Source organism: Streptomyces pluripotens (genome assembly GCF_000802245.2).
Taxonomy (GTDB): Bacteria; Actinomycetota; Actinomycetes; order Streptomycetales; family Streptomycetaceae; genus Streptomyces; species Streptomyces pluripotens.
This window is the reverse complement of record NZ_CP021080.1, coordinates 5,450,938-5,465,739: the sequence shown is the minus strand read 5'-3', so window position 1 is coordinate 5,465,739 and position 14,802 is coordinate 5,450,938. Positions and strand designations below refer to the sequence as shown.

General features: G+C 71.2%; 9 protein-coding genes and 1 pseudogene. 2 read left to right on the top strand and 8 right to left on the bottom strand.

The window, feature by feature from the left end:
• Positions 1-168: 168 nt before the first annotated feature.
• From LK06_RS24685 to LK06_RS24670, 4 genes are all read right to left on the bottom strand, one after another.
• Positions 169-2,109, bottom strand: a complete 1,941-nt coding sequence (locus LK06_RS24685) for an acyl-CoA dehydrogenase family protein (protein WP_039656396.1) — start codon at positions 2,107-2,109, stop codon at positions 169-171.
• 481 nt (positions 2,110-2,590) lie between these two features.
• Positions 2,591-4,051 (bottom strand): aldehyde dehydrogenase family protein, encoded by a 1,461-nt coding sequence (locus LK06_RS24680; protein ID WP_039656398.1) that lies wholly within the window; start codon positions 4,049-4,051, stop codon positions 2,591-2,593.
• Between the two features lie 139 nt (positions 4,052-4,190).
• Positions 4,191-5,837, bottom strand: coding sequence for a PucR family transcriptional regulator (locus LK06_RS24675; RefSeq protein WP_043434018.1), 1,647 nt, complete (start codon positions 5,835-5,837; stop codon positions 4,191-4,193).
• Between the two features lie 230 nt (positions 5,838-6,067).
• Positions 6,068-8,194, bottom strand: a complete 2,127-nt coding sequence (locus LK06_RS24670) for a type IV secretory system conjugative DNA transfer family protein (protein WP_043434020.1) — start codon at positions 8,192-8,194, stop codon at positions 6,068-6,070.
• 321 nt (positions 8,195-8,515) lie between these two features.
• Here LK06_RS24670 and gabT point away from each other — a divergent pair, with 321 nt between their 5' ends.
• Positions 8,516-9,850, top strand: coding sequence for a 4-aminobutyrate--2-oxoglutarate transaminase (gabT, locus tag LK06_RS24665; RefSeq protein WP_039656403.1), 1,335 nt, complete (start codon positions 8,516-8,518; stop codon positions 9,848-9,850).
• 411 nt (positions 9,851-10,261) lie between these two features.
• On the opposite strand, the gene LK06_RS34935 is transcribed toward gabT, so the two are convergent.
• Positions 10,262-10,384, bottom strand: coding sequence for a hypothetical protein (locus LK06_RS34935; protein ID WP_267886165.1), 123 nt, complete (start codon positions 10,382-10,384; stop codon positions 10,262-10,264).
• On the opposite strand from LK06_RS34935, the pseudogene LK06_RS35105 reads away from it, so the two are divergent.
• Positions 10,328-10,789: pseudogene (locus LK06_RS35105) on the top strand (phosphatase PAP2 family protein); the annotation flags it as partial. The gene LK06_RS34935 and the pseudogene LK06_RS35105 sit on opposite strands and share 57 nt — an antisense overlap.
• Before the next feature lie 85 nt (positions 10,790-10,874).
• On the opposite strand, the gene LK06_RS24655 reads toward LK06_RS35105, so the two are convergent.
• From LK06_RS24655 to LK06_RS24645, 3 genes are all read right to left on the bottom strand, one after another.
• Positions 10,875-12,692, bottom strand: a complete 1,818-nt coding sequence (locus tag LK06_RS24655; protein ID WP_043407746.1) for a chitinase — start codon at positions 12,690-12,692, stop codon at positions 10,875-10,877.
• A gap of 94 nt (positions 12,693-12,786) precedes the next feature.
• Entirely contained in the window at positions 12,787-13,236 is a 450-nt protein-coding gene (locus LK06_RS24650; RefSeq protein ID WP_039656406.1) for a hypothetical protein, read from the bottom strand.
• Between the two features lie 131 nt (positions 13,237-13,367).
• Entirely contained in the window at positions 13,368-14,798 is a 1,431-nt protein-coding gene (locus tag LK06_RS24645) for an NAD(P)/FAD-dependent oxidoreductase (protein ID WP_043407740.1), read from the bottom strand.
• Positions 14,799-14,802 lie beyond the last annotated feature (4 nt).

The window sequence follows — 14,802 nt, the reverse complement described above, 5'->3', positions numbered from 1 at the left end:
TCCGGGCACGGCCCCACGTCCATTGCAGCACCGGGGGGAGGCCTTCGCATGTGCAGGAGGCCCGGCGGCGCGCGCCGCCGGGCACCCGGCGTCACCACTCGCAGGGCCACCCGACGGCATCACGTGCCGTCGCCGCTCGCCGCCCCGGTGCGTCGGTTCCGCACGCCGTCACCCGGTTGAGAACGGCCTGCGCACATTGGGGCGCGGGCTGTCCGGCGGGGTGGTGTCGGCGATCCACGGGCCCTCGCCCGAGGGGTCGAGGACGCCCTCCTCCAGCCACGTGTAGGCCCCGCCGAGGACCCCCTTGACCACCTTGCGGTCCAGGTCGTCGGTGTTGCTCCACAGGCGGCCGAAGAGTTCCTCGACCCGAATGCGGGCCTGGTGGCAGAAGGCATCGGCGAGCTGGTAGGCCTCGCGGCCGTGCTCGCCCCTGCTGCGCAGCAGTTCGGCCCGGACACAGGCCGCGCTCATCGCGAACAGTTCCGCGCCGATGTCGACGATCCGACCGAGGAAGCCCTGCTTGGTCTCCATCCGGCCCTGCCAGCGGGACATGGCGTAGAAGGTGGACCGGGCCAGTTTCCGGGCGGTGCGCTCGACGTAGCGCAGGTGCCCGGAGAGGTCGACCTCGTGCTTGAACTGACCGTAGGAGGTGGGCAGCTGACCGGGTCCGGTGATCAGCTTCGGTAGCCATTTGGCGTAGAAGACACCCGCGTTGGCACCCGCCTTCGCCTTGTCGGACAGGGACTTGTCGGGGTCGATGAGGTCGCCGGCCACGGACAGGTGGGCGTCGACCGCCTCGCGGGCGATCAGCAGATGCATGATCTCGGTCGAACCCTCGAAGATGCGGTTGATGCGCAGGTCACGCAGCAGTTGTTCGGCCGGAACCGGCCGTTCGCCACGCGCCCTGAGGGACTCGGCCGTCTCGTAGCCGCGACCACCACGGATCTGGACCAGTTCATCGGCCATCGTCCAGGCCATCTCCGAGCCGTAGAGCTTGGCGAGGGCGGCCTCGATGCGGATGTCGTTGCGGTCCTCATCGGCCATCTGGGAGGACAGGTCGAGCACCGCCTCCAGGGCGAAGGTCGTGGCTGCGATGAAGCTGATCTTGGAACCGACGGCCTCGTGCAGCGCCACCGGCTTGCCCCATTGTTCGCGCTCCGCCGACCACTCGCGGGCGATCTTCAGGCACCATTTGCCTGCGCCGGCGCACATCGCGGGCAGCGAGAGCCGACCGGTGTTGAGGGTGGTGAGGGCGATCTTCAGTCCGGCGCCCTCCGGGCCGATGCGGTGGGCGGCCGGAACCCGGACCCGGTGGAAGCGGGTGACGCCGTTCTCGATACCGCGCAGGCCCATGAAGGCGTTGCGGTTCTCGACCGTGACGCCCTCCGAGACCGCTTCCACCACGAACGCCGTGATGCCGCCCTTGTGGCCTTCGGACCTCGGTACCCGTGCCATGACGACGAGCAGGTCGGCGACCACCCCGTTGGTGGTCCACAGTTTCACCCCGTCGAGGATGTAGTCGTCGCCGTCGGGTACGGCGGTGGTGGCGAGGCGGGCCGGATCGGAGCCGACGTCCGGTTCGGTGAGCAGGAAAGCGGAGATGTCGGTGCGGGCGCAGCGGGGCAGGAACGTGTCCTTCTGCTCCTGGGTGCCGAAGAGCTTCAAGGGCTGCGGCACGCCGATCGACTGGTGGGCCGAGAGCAGCGCGCCGACCGCGGGGCTCACGGAGCCGGCCAGGGCAAGGGCCTTGTTGTAGTAGAGCTGGCTGAGGCCGAGACCGCCGTACGTGGGGTCGATCTTCATGCCGAGGGCGCCGAGCTCCTTCAGTCCGGCGATCACCTCATCGGGGATGCGCGCCTCACGCTCGATCCGGGCCGGGTCGACGGCGGTCTCGCAGAAGGTGCGCAGTTCGGCCAGGAACTGCTCACCGCGCCGGACGGACTCGTCGTCGGGGAGCGGATGGGGATGGATGAGGTCGAGCCGGAAGCGTCCCAGGAACAGCTCCTTGGCGAAGCTGGGCTTGCGCCAGTCCTGTTCCCGGGCGGCCTCCGCCACCCGGCGGGCCTCGCGCTCGGTCACAGTGGTGCGTGGGGTGGTGGGGGCGGACATGAGGCTCACCTCGCCACGAAGAGGGATGATTGCGTACCGTTCATTACCGACCAGTGCTACTGGATCGTTGGTACCCGAAACGGGCCGACCCCACCACCCCTCGCGCGTCCGATCGGCCGAAAGCCCTGCCGCGGCCCCAAAAGGGCACGCCCCTCGCGCCCGCCGCGTGCCGTGCCTTCGCCCGCCGAGCCGGACCGCGTGACCAGGGGCACCGCCACGAGGGTGTTGCACGGCCCGGGGGCGGACCCGGGGCGTGTGCCAGATCCCCGGAAAGCGTGCGCACCGTCGTCGACGCTCGCCCCAACCGGTCGCCGGACCAGCTGGGGCCCACGCGGCCGACAGCAACGACGGCAACGACGGCGACCGGCAGCGACCGGCAGCGACCGGCAGCGACCGGCAGCGACCGGCAGTAAACAACGAGAACGGCCGCAGCCCCCGCACAGTGGGCTGCGGCCGTTCCAGCCGACCTGTCCGTGGCAGGTCAGAGTGCGAGACCGGTCAGCACCAGCACGCGCTCGTAGGTGTAGTCGTCCATGGCGAACCGCACGCCCTCGCGGCCGACGCCGGACTGCTTGGCACCGCCGTACGGCATCTGGTCGGCACGGTAGGAGGGAACGTCGCCGATGACCACCCCGCCGACTTCCAGGGCGCGGTGGGCCCGGAAGGCGACCTGCAGGTCGTGGGTGAACACGCCCGCCTGCAGGCCGTACTTGGAGTCGTTGACCGCGGCGAACGCCTCGGCCTCGCCCTCCACCTTCTGCACGGTGAGGACGGGGCCGAAGACCTCCTCGCAGGCGAGCGTGGCGTGCGCGGGTACGTCGGTGAGGACGGTCGGCGCGTAGGAGGCGCCGTCGCGCTTGCCGCCGGTGAGCAGGGTGGCTCCGGCGGCGACCGCCTCGTCCACCCAGGACTCGACACGCCGTGCAGCGTCCTCGCTGACCAGCGGGCCCACATCGGTCTTGGCGTCGCCCGGGTCACCCGTGACCTGGGCCTCGACGGCAGCGACGATGCGCGGCAGCAGCCGGTCGTGCACGGAGGCGTCGGCGATCACGCGCTGCACCGAGATGCAGGACTGGCCACCCTGGTAGTTGGAGAAGGTCGCGATGCGGCTGGCGGCCCAGTCGAGGTCGGCGTCGGTCGCGTAGTCGCCGAGGACGACGGCAGCGCCGTTGCCGCCCAGTTCCAGGGTGCAGTGCTTGCGCGGCACCGAGTCCATGATCGCGTAGCCGACCTTCTCGGAACCCGTGAAGGAGATGACCGGCAGACGCTCGTCCTGGACCAGGGCGGGCATGCGGTCGTTGGGGACCGGGAGGATCGACCAGGAGCCGGCGGGCAGGTCGGTCTCGGTGAGCAGGTCGCCGATGATCAGACCGGAGAGGGGGGTGGCCGGGGCCGGCTTGAGGATGATCGGAGCACCGGCGGCGATCGCGGGGGCGACCTTGTGTGCGCACAGGTTCAGCGGGAAGTTGAAGGGCGCGATGCCGAGCACGACACCCTTCGGGAAGCGCCGGGTCAGGGCCAGGCGGCCCTGACCGCCGAGGTCGGTGTCCAGGCGCTGGGCCTCACCGCCGTTGAACCGGCGGGCCTCCTCGGCGGCGAACCGGAACACCGAGACGGCGCGGCCGACCTCGCCCCGGGCCCACTTGACCGGCTTGCCGTTCTCGGCGGAGATCAGCTGGGCGATCTCCTCGGTGCGCTCGACCAGTCGCTTGCTGACGTGGTCGAGGGCGGCGGCACGCACGTGCGCCGGAGTAGCGGCGAACTCGTCCCGCACGGCGTATGCGGCGGCCACGGCCTCCTCGATCTGGGCGTCGGTCGGCACGCTCACTTTGCCGACGAGCCGACCGTCCCAGGGCGAGGTGACGTCGAAGGTGTCATCGCCGGCGGCCTGGCGGCCGGCGAGCCAGAAGGCGTGGGTGGCTGAGACGTTCTTGTCGGGCATGTGCGAGTCCCGGCCTTTCCGCGTCGGGGGTCTTTCGGTGCGTGGTCCACGGTAGGGCGAGGGCGGCCAGGGGGTGTTTGTCCGAGCCGTAGGAGTGGACCGGCCGGGTACTACTGTTTGGACTACTCGGTTGTCCGGGCTACTCGGTGGAGGTGGCCTTCAAGGCCAGCCACAGCTCCATCCGGACGTCCGGGTCGTCCAGCGAACGGCCGAGGATCTCCTCGACCCGTCGCATGCGGTACCGGAGCGTGTGCCGGTGCACACCAAGGTCCGCGGCCGCCGAGTCCCACTGCCCGTGCCGGGACAGCCAGGCGCGCAGCGATGCGACTAGATCTCCTCGCCCCGTCGCATCGTGCTCACGCAGTGCCCGCAGCAGCCCGTCGGCGAACGCCTTCACCGCGTCGTCGGCCAGCAGCGGCAGTACGGATCCGGCGGCCACCTGCTCGTGTTCCACCAGTACCCTCCCCCGCCGCCGCGCCACCGACAGCGCCTGTTCGGCCTGCTTGTAGGCCACCGCCGCAGCGATCGGACCGGCCGGCGCGGAGACTCCGACGACCAGCGCGTACTCGTCCGCACCGGTGTGTTCGGACACCGCGCGTGCCGCCTCCGCCGCCGTCGCGTACTCCGCGCAGGCGGCCACCGCCGCGCCCCCGTCTGCGGCCAGCACCACCAGCCGATCCCCCTCGGGTACGACCAGCAGGGTCTCCCCGGCACGCGCGGCGGCGGACTCCACGGTCTCCGCGAGGCCGCCCGGGTCGCCGGTGGCGAGCGGGACTGCCGGGCCGGACGCGGACACCGGTGCCGGTTCCTGGCCGGCTGCGCGCGCCCGCGCCGCGGGGCCGGGGACCGACTCGACGACGATCATCCGGAACGGCGCGTCCAGCAGCCCGCCGTACAGGTCCCCGGCGACGGTGCGGGCGTGGTCGGGCTCTCCAGCGAGCAGCATGCGTAGCACCGCCGCGCCTATCCGCTGCTCGGCCGCGTGCAGGGAGCGGGAGCGCTCGGTGGTCAGGGTGAGAAGAGCGATCGCGGAGTGGACGGCGTACCGCTCGGCGGTGCCGGGGGCGGCAGCCGTACCGACCGCCAGGGCGGCGCGCGGGCGCCGTCCCGTGCCGATCGAGTGCAGTTCGACCCGGTCCTCGTGGTCTGGGACGCCGACCACCGCCGACGCGGGTGCGGGCCGCTCCCGCAGCCGTTCGACCTCTGCGGTGAGGCGGGCGGCCCGCCGGGCGGCCCAGTCCGGTGCGGCGGCCACGACGGAGCCCGACGCGTCGTACAGCGCCGCCCACCCGTCTATGTGTCCGGCAAGCGCGGTGAGCAGCCCTTCGGGGCCCGAGTTCAGCGTCTGCCTGGTCAGTTCTCGCTGGGCGGCGAAGCCCGCTGTGACTGCCCGGTACTGTTCGGCGGCGATCGCCGCGGACACGGCCTTGCTGATGGCGAGGAAGGGGGTGCGTCGGGGCACCTCCAGCAGCGGCAACCCCTCTTCCTTGGCGGCGTCCACGAGCGCCTGCGGGATCTCGTCGTAGTTGACTCCGACGGCGAACCCGAGCCCGACCACCCCCGCGCCGACCAGTCGCCGCACATAGCGGCGCATCGACTCGGGATCCTCCGCGTCCAGCTTGAGCGCGGTGATCAGCAGCAGCTCCCCGCCCTCCATGTACGGCACCGGGTCGGCCAGCTCGCTGACGTGGGCCCAGCGGACGGGTACGTCGAGGTGGTCCCCGCCCGCGCGCACGATCAGCTTGAGCGCCGAGTGGTGGACGAGCGAGGCGAGGGTCGGGGGCATGGGGCCTTCACGGTGGGGGGGAGGGAGGTCCGGGTCCGGTGATCACGGTGATCTTTTGGCCGTTGCGTACGAACGGCCTCTGCCGATTCTGCCTCACCGTACGGTGGCCGACCGTCCTCCGCCGGGACCGGCCCCGCTTCATCGCCTCGACCGCACCTCACCCGCGCCTCGTCGGCACCTGGTTCGCGCCGCGTCCGTGCAGCTCACTGCCCTCGCCCGCCTCGCCGACCTCACCCGCGCAGATCCACCAGCAGAGGTGGCGCATGTTCTCCCCGCACCGTCGTCAGCGACAGCACCGCGTGCCCCGGCGGTACCCCGTGCGCGAGCTCGGAGGCCGACCAGCGCTCCCGTTCCACCTGGCGGACGGTGATCGCGCGGGCGGTGGGCGCCTGTCCGGTGATGACCCGGCGCAGCATGTGCACGGCCTTGCCGGCTGGGGTCTCGGCGATGATCTGCCGGTCGGTGACGTCCCGGGTCTCGGTCCACTCCTTGCCCCACACCTCGGCGAAGTCCTGGCCGTCCCAGGGGGTGAGGCCGGACAGTGCCATCCGGCAGCCGGTGGCGCCGAGCAGCGGGCCGCGCAGCGGCCTGGGCACGTCGTCCAGCGTGCGCAGCGAGAGCACCACTCCGGCGCCTGCGGACCGCAGCCGTTGGATGCCGCGCACGGCCTCCGGGGTGACGGCGCCGGAGGCGTCGTCCAGCAGGAGACAAGCGAACAGCGACCGGTCCTCGCGCGCCGAGACGGCGGCGGTGAACTGGGCGAGGACCAGCCGGGCGAGGATCCGTGAGGCGTCGGCGTGACCGCGCTGCGGCAGGTCGATACGGACGCGAACGGGGTGGTCGAGGGCCGTGAGCGAGAACGGCCGGGTCTGGCCGGAGGTGTCGAAGAAGGGAGCGAAGGCGGGCCGGTCGAGCAGCGCGATCCGGTCGGCGAGCACGGTGGCGACGTCACCGGGATGGGCCAGCTGCCGCTCCCGGGCGTCGAGCTCCCGCAATAGTGAGTCCTGACCGGTGTCGGTGAGCGCCTTGCGGAGCGCGGCCAGCGGGCCGGGCACACCGTCGAGGAGCTGCCGCAGTTCGGGTACGGACGGGAAGCGATCGTGGACGGCGCGGAAGGGGCCGAGCAATTGGGCGAGGACCGTCGCGGAACGGCGGCTGTCGCTGCCCGGGTGCGGGTCGGCCAGGTCACCGACGAGGGCCTCGGCCAGTATGGCTGCCGCCTCGTCGGGGTCGGTGGTGCCGCCGTAGAGGTCGAGGTCGTGGACGGACTCCGGGTGGCCGATGCGTACGACGACGTCGTACGCATCGGCCGCGCCCAGTCCCGCGCCCGCCGCGCCGACGGCCACGACCGACGCCCGGCCGGCGAGGGCGTGCAGGCACAGGGACTCGGCGAGCGGCCGGACCACGGCTGCGGTCTTGCCGGAACCGGCAGGGCCGACGGCGAGCAGCGAGGTACCGAGCAGATCGGTGCCGAGGCCGAGTCCAGCGCCCCGGTAGTGGTAGGGATTGCGCGGGTCGTCGGCGGTGGTGCCGAGCCGGACCTGGCCGGTGAGCAGGTCGTGGCGGGCGTGCCGGGCGGGCAGGTCGCGCTCACCGGAGGGGTGCAGGCAGGCGGCGGCGCCGTCCGTCAGTACGGCACGGGTGAAGGTGGCGAGGGGGTGACGGCCCGAGCGCACGCCCTGCCAGGCCCGGTCGATCCGCGCGTGGTCGACGTCCCGCATCAGCCCGGCCCGTGCCTCGGCAGCCAGCCGCTCGGCGGCTTCCTGGGCGCCGGCCCGACGCAGTTGGGGCCACTCGGCGGGGTCCTGCTCGGGGGCGGGCGGGCGCTCGGCCACGGCGCCGGTCGGACGCCAGGCCGGCGGCCCGTAGCGGCGCCAGACCTCGCCCCAGCGGCCGAGGCGGCCGACGACGGACAGGATGGCGAGCGCGATGAGGGTGTAGTAGCCGTACCAGAGGAAGGCCAGCGCCACATTGCTGCCGCTGTTGCGCCACGAGTCCGGGACGAGCAACTGCAGCGGCAGCACCCACCAGCCTCCGAGGTAGCCGTTCCACAGCAGGGACCACACCAGCCAGCCCACCAGAAAGGCGATCAGCGCACCGCTGAGCAGCTGCCGGGCCGGCGTGCGCTCGGGTTCCAGCTCGGGCCGGGGTCGGTGTCCGAGGCGCCACACACCGGGCGCGGCCTCTGGGCGGGACGCGCGCAGCCAGGCCAGGAAGGCGGAGCCGTCCGGTTTCGGCGGTGCGCCGGGCGGTGCCGTGGGCATGGGAGGTAGGGCACCCCCCTCAGGAGGCCCTGCCGGGCGCGGCACAGGATTCGCATGTGTGGCACGCGCGTCCCGCGTCCCGTCGCTGTCCATCCGCGTTGCCCCCTGACCTGCCGTTCCGTCCACCGTCAGCGAGCCAATCTAACGCCCCGGCAAGGGGAGTTCACCGTATACACGGCCGAGAGGAGCCGACGGCCGGGCGGGCGCCGACCGCCTGCCTCTGTCCACAGCGGACAACCGGAGTCGCCGACAACACCCACATGGAGCATGCCCACCCCCCGCACCCGGCTCTAACCTGCGAAGAGAGAAGGCAAGCGTCCGACATCGCACCGCCCGGAACGACCCGGAGAAGCCCGGCACCGTCCAGCACCGTCCGGCACCGTTTCCGGTACGCAAGATCATCAGGGAGCCCCCATGACCGCACTTCCGCAGGAGCGCCGCGTCGTCACCGCCATCCCCGGCCCGAAGTCGCAGGAACTGCAGGCCCGCCGTACCGCCGCGGTTGCCCAGGGCGTGGGTTCCGTGCTGCCCGTGTTCACCGCGCGAGCGGGCGGCGGCATCATCGAGGACGTCGACGGAAACCGGCTGATCGACTTCGGTTCCGGCATCGCCGTGACGAGTGTCGGCGCGTCCGCCGAGGCCGTCGTCCGCCGGGCGAGCGCCCAGCTGGCCGCCTTCACCCACACCTGTTTCATGGTCACCCCGTACGAGGGCTACGTGGAGGTCGCCGAGGCCCTCGCCGAGCTCACCCCGGGTGACCACGCGAAGAAGTCCGCGCTGTTCAACTCCGGCGCCGAGGCCGTTGAGAACGCCGTCAAGATCGCCCGCGCCTACACCAAGCGCCAGGCGGTCGTCGTGTTCGACCACGGTTACCACGGCCGTACGAACCTCACCATGGCGCTGACCGCGAAGAACATGCCCTACAAGCACGGCTTCGGTCCGTTCGCCCCCGAGGTCTACCGTGTCCCGGTCGCCTACGGCTACCGCTGGCCGACCGGCCCGGAGCATGCGGGTCCCGAGGCCGCCGCGCAGGCCATCGACCAGATCACCAAGCAGGTCGGTCCGGAGAACGTGGCCGCGATCATCATCGAGCCGGTGCTCGGTGAGGGCGGCTTCATCGAGCCGGCCAAGGGCTTCCTGCCGGCCATACGCCAGTTCGCCGCCGACCACGGCATCGTCTTCGTCGCGGACGAGATCCAGTCCGGCTTCTGCCGTACCGGTCAGTGGTTCGCCTGTGAGGACGAGGGCATCGTCCCGGACCTGATCACCACCGCCAAGGGCATCGCCGGCGGCCTGCCGCTGGCCGCGGTCACCGGCCGCGCCGAGATCATGGACGCCGCGCACGCGGGCGGTCTCGGCGGCACCTATGGGGGTAACCCAGTGGCCTGCGCCGGCGCGCTCGGTGCCATCGAGACCATGAAGGAACTGGACCTCAACGGCAAGGCCAAGCGCATCGAGGAGGTCATGAAGGATCGCCTCAGCGCCATGGCCGAGAAGTTCGACATCATCGGTGACATCCGGGGCCGTGGTGCGATGATCGCCATCGAGTTGGTCAAGGACCGCACCACCAAGGAGCCGAACCCGGAGGCCACCGCCGCCCTCGCCAAGGCCTGCCACGCCGAGGGGCTGCTGGTCCTGACCTGCGGCACCTACGGCAACGTGCTGCGCTTCCTGCCCCCGCTGGTGATCGGCGAGGACCTCCTGGGCGAGGGCCTCGACCTCATCGAGCAGGCTTTCGCGCGCATCTGAGCGGCGATGGGGCCGCACCGTTGACGCTGCCGAAGGCCGGTGAGGGGTTCTTGCAGCAGGTCGTGTGAAGAAGGTGTGCGAGGTGGATGGCGGGACGGGCTTCCGTCTGCCCAAGCGCCCCGGCCTGCCGTAGGTTTTCACCAGATGAGAGTTACCCCCCGTCCGCAGGGGACTGCGGACGGCTTCAGGCCGGGGCTTGTCCAGTGCCGGCCTGGTCGTGCCCTCGCGCACACCACCGGCGCCTGACGGCTCCGGGATCTCCTCACCGGTCGGACGGTCGCCGCCCCAAACCCCCCGGGGCGCGCGACGTTCCGTCCGAACGGCCGCCCCGGAACCACCCCCCTGTTCCGGGGTGGCCGCCTCCTCGTTCTCTCCAGTCGCCGGACCTGCGAAGCTGGGCCCGTGTCGACCTCAGTCCGCCGCTGCGCTCTCCTCGGTGTCCCGGCCGTCCTCTTCGCTCTGATCACCTGGCAGGTCATGGCCCATGGCCCGCTGCTGCTCCTGGACACCCGCCTGAGCCGGGCCCTGGTCCACCCGGACCGGTTCTCCGAACTTCTCTCGGACCTGGGCAACGTCGAGGTCGCGGTCCCGGTGCTAGCCGTCACCCTGGCCTACGTCTTCCACCGGGGCCGCGCGGACGGTACGGACCGGTGGTGGCTGCCGCCCCTCGCCGCGGCCGTCCTGATGGCGCTGGTCCCGGCCATCGTCGTACCGCTCAAGGACTGGACCGCGCGGCCTGGGACCCCCGTGGTCCCCCCTGCAGTCGGCTACTTCCCGTCCGGTCACACGGCTACGGCAGCCGTCGCGTACGGGTCTGCGGCCCTACTCCTCCTCCCCTGGCTCCGCTCGTCCGCCGCCCGCCGGACCCTGGTAACCGGCTCCGCGACCCTGGTCCTCGGGGTGTCCTACGGCCTGGTCCGCCGGGGTTGGCACTGGCCACTGGACGTGGTGGCCAGTTGGTGCCTGTGCACGGTGCTGCTGACCACCCTGTCCCTGCTGCTGCCGAGGCTCAGCGGAAGTGGCCTCAGCCGAAGTAGGCGTCGAAGTTCTTTTGGAACTCCCAGCCCGAGTAGCGGTCCCAGTTCACCGACCACGTCATCAAGCCGCGCAGCGCGGGCCAGGTCCCGTGGGTCGCGTACGAGCCGCAGCTCGTCTTCTTCGTCAGGCAGTCCAGGGTCCTGGTGACCTCGACCGGGGAGACGTACCCGTTGCCCGCATAGGTCGACGCCGGCATGCCGATGGCCACCTGGTCGGGGCGCAACGGCGGGAAGACGTTGTGCGTGTCGCCCGCGACGGGGAAGCCGGTGAGGAGCATGTCGGTCATGGCGATGTGGAAGTCGGCGCCGCCCATGGAGTGGTACTGGTTGTCCAGGCCCATGATCGGGCCCGAGTTGTAGTCCTGGACGTGCAACAGGGTGAGGTCGTCACGCAGGGCGTAGATCACCGGGAGGTACGCCCCGCAGCGCGGGTCCTGGCCGCCCCACTTGCCGGTGCCGTAGTACTGGTAGCCGTTCTGCACGAAGAAGGTCTCCGGCGCCATGGTCAGCACGAACGTCGACCCGTACGTGGCCTTCAGGGTCTTCAGGGCCGAGATCAAGTTCACGATCACGGGGGTGGTCGGATTCTTGAAGTCCGTGTCGTCCGCGTTCAGGGACAGTGAGTGGCCCTCGAAGTCGATGTCGAGGCCGTCGAGGCCGTAATCGTCGATGATCTTCGAGACCGAGGAGACGAAGGCGTCCCGGGCGGCCGTCGTGGTCAGCTGAACCTGGCCGTTCTGGCCGCCGATCGAGATGAGCACCTTCTTGCCAGCGGCCTGCTTGGCCTTGATCGCCGCCTTGAAGTCGGCGTCGCTCTCGGCGTTCGGGCACGCGCTGACCGGGCAGCGGTGGAAACGGATGTCTCCGGAGGTGGCCGAGGTGGGCTCGCCGAAGGCGAGATCGATCACGTCCCAGCTGTCCGGCACGTCGGCGAGGCGGAGGTAGCCGGAGCCGTTGGCGAAGCTGGTGTGGAGGTAGCCGACCAGGGCGTGGGTGGGCAGGCCGGACGAACCGCCGCCACTTCCGGAAACGGTGGTGACGTTCACGTTCGCCGACTTCGCCGACTCGCCGGCGTCATTGGCCGCGGTGACCTGGAAGCCGTACGCCGTCGAGGGTGCGAGGCCGGTGACGGTCGCCGAGGTGCCGCTCACCGTCTGGACCTCGGTCCCGTCCCGGTAGACCGCGTAGCGCGTGGCTCCGGCGACCGCCGACCAGGCCAGGCCGACGGAGGAAGAGGTCACGGAGGTGGTCCGCAGGCCCGTGGGAGCGGCCGGCGGCTGTCCGGCGCTGCCGCCGTCCGGGCCGATCAGGGAGATGTCGTCGGCGTGGTAGGCACCGGTGCCGTACCAGCCGTGGAGGTAGATCGTGACCTCGGTGGTGGCGGCTCCGGTCCGGAAGGTGGTGCTGAGCCGCTGCCAGTCGGAAGCGGACGGGGTCCAGGTGGAGACATCCGTGGTGCCGGTGCCGCTGGCACCAAGGTAGACGTAGGAACCGCGCACATAGCCGGACAGGGTGTACTGCGCGCCGGGCTGCACGGTCACCGTCTGCGCACACTGGGCGTCGTCGCTCCCGGCCGGAGTCGCCTGCAGCGCGGAACTCCCGCTGTGCACGGGCGAGCTGACGGTCGTACCGGCTGTGCAGTGCCATCCGGTCAGACCGGACTCGAAGCCGCCGTTGCGCGCCAGGTCCGCGTCGGCCGCACGGGCGGCCGACGAGAGCACGGTGATGCCGGACACGGCCAGCAGTGCGGCCGTGAGCAGGGCGAGGATGTGTCTGGGGCCTCTGGGGCGTGTAGCGCGGTCCACAAGTACCTCCGTTGTCAGGGGAGTTGGAGGGTGGAGCGCACTCAACTTGGTCCAGACCAATTGTCTTGTCAAGATGCCGGGACGTTACCCGTCCTCATCCTTCGTTCCCCGCGAGCCCCGCCGCCGCCTCGTGCATCGCCAACTCCAACAGCGCGGGATCGGTCAGCAGGCCCGAACCGTCCGGCGTCACGAGCCAACGCACCCCCCGGGCCACCCGGCCCGGGTACGGCACCACGATCCAGGTGCCGGGCCCGGCGGCACGGATGCCGGTGCCGAGCCAGCGGGCCGCGGTGCCGGGCGGAACGAAGAACCCGACCCGGTTGCCGCCCGGATCGACGAGCACCGGGCCAGGCCGGTCAAGGATCCGGGTGAGCACGTCCAGGGTCGGATAGCCGAGGTCACCCGGCAGGATCAGCAGGTCCCACGCCTTGCCGGCGGGCAGCAGTGCGACCCCGAGGGGGTTGCGTTCCCACTCCCAGCGGCAGGCGTCGGGGTCCGGTGCGACGGATGCCAGCCACTCGACCGCCGTCTTCGCCCCAGTCATCAGAAGGCCTCCCTCTCTCAGTCGACGCGGTTCGCGTCAGCAGAAGAGAGGGAGGCCTTCCGCGGCCATTACGCGGATTCCGAGCACCCTTTCAGGTGACTTCGGCCACATGGCTGCCGTTGCCGTCGGGCTCAGCTGTCGAAGCCCAGACCAAGCCGGTCCATGGTCCGCAACCACAGGTTCCGCCGGCCGCCGTGGGCGTCAGCGCGGGCCAGGGACCACTTGGTGAGGGCGATCCCCGTCCAGGCGAACGGTTCGGGCGGAAACGGCAGCGGCTTCTTGCGGACCATCTCCAGCTCGGTCCGTTCGGTGCGCTCCCCGTCCAACAGGTCCAGCATCACGTCCGCGCCGAAGCGGGTCGCTCCGACGCCGAGGCCCGTGTAGCCCGCCGCGTACGCGACCTTCCCCTGGTGGGCCGTGCCGAAGAAGGCCGAGAAGCGGGAACAGGTGTCGATCGCGCCGCCCCAGGCATGGGTGAAGCGGACGCCCTCCAACTGCGGGAAACAGGTGAAGAAGTGGCCCGCGAGCTTGGCGTACGTTTCGGGCCGGTCGTCGTATTCGGCCCGCACCCGGCCGCCGTAGGGATAGACCGCGTCGTACCCGCCCCACAGGATCCGGTTGTCCGCGGAGAGCCGGAAGTAGTGGAACTGGTTGGCGCTGTCGCCCAGCCCCTGCCTGTTCTGCCAACCGATCTGGGCCAGCCGGTCCTCGCCCAGCGGCTCGGTCATCAGCGCGTAGTCGTAGACCGGCACGGTGTACGAACGCACGCGCCGCAGCAGGTTCGGGAAGATGTTCGTGCCAAGCGCGACCCTGTGGGCGCGGACCGACCCGTACGGGGTGCGTACGGCCATGCCCGCCCCGTACTGCTTCAGGGTGAGGGCCGGTGTGTGCTCGTAGACGCGCACTCCTAGCCCGAGGCAGGCCTGCTTCAAGCCCCACGCCAACTTCGCCGGGTGCAGCATGGCCACACCCCTGCGGTCCCACAGGCCCGCCTCGAAGGTCGGCGAGTTCACCTGCTCCCGCACGGCTTCGGCGTCCAGGAACTCAATGCCGTCCGCGAGGCCCTTCTCCGTCAGCTCCCGGTGCCAATCGCGCAGTTCCCGGGCTTGGTAGGCCTCGGTGGCCACGTCGATCTCGCCGCTGCGTTCGAAGTCGCAGTCGATGCCGTGCCGGACGATCGCGGACTCGATCTCGTCGAGGTTGCGCCGGCCCAGCTCCTCCAGCTTGTGGATCTCGTCCGGCCAGCGGGCGAGGCCGTTGGGCAGGCCGTGCGTGAGGGAGGCGGCACAGAAGCCTCCGTTGCGGCCGGAGGCGGCCCAGCCCACCTCGCGGCCTTCCAACAGCACCACATCGCGCTGCGGATCGCGCTCCTTGGCGTTCAGCGCGGCCCACAGTCCGCTGTAGCCGCCGCCGACGACCAGCAGATCACAGGTCTCGGTGCCGGTGAGAGCGGGCTCGGGATGCGGCTTGCCGGGGTCTTCCAACCAGTACGGGACCGGCTGGGCTTCGGAGAGAGAGGCGATCCAGTTGTCTCTGCCACGGCTCATGGCGCTTGGGGCCATGATT

What these genes read in the sequence shown, in the direction of transcription:
- LK06_RS24685 (WP_039656396.1), bottom strand. Translation starts at nt 2,109, where the DNA reads ATGTCCGCCCCCACCACCCCACGCACCACTGTGACCGAGCGCGAGGCC.
- LK06_RS24680 (WP_039656398.1), bottom strand. Translation starts at nt 4,051, where the DNA reads ATGCCCGACAAGAACGTCTCAGCCACCCACGCCTTCTGGCTCGCCGGC.
- LK06_RS24675 (WP_043434018.1), bottom strand. Translation starts at nt 5,837, where the DNA reads ATGCCCCCGACCCTCGCCTCGCTCGTCCACCACTCGGCGCTCAAGCTG.
- LK06_RS24670 (WP_043434020.1), bottom strand. Translation starts at nt 8,194, where the DNA reads ATGGACAGCGACGGGACGCGGGACGCGCGTGCCACACATGCGAATCCT.
- gabT (WP_039656403.1), top strand. Translation starts at nt 8,516, where the DNA reads ATGACCGCACTTCCGCAGGAGCGCCGCGTCGTCACCGCCATCCCCGGC.
- LK06_RS24650 (WP_039656406.1), bottom strand. Translation starts at nt 13,236, where the DNA reads ATGACTGGGGCGAAGACGGCGGTCGAGTGGCTGGCATCCGTCGCACCG.
- LK06_RS24645 (WP_043407740.1), bottom strand. Translation starts at nt 14,798, where the DNA reads ATGGCCCCAAGCGCCATGAGCCGTGGCAGAGACAACTGGATCGCCTCT.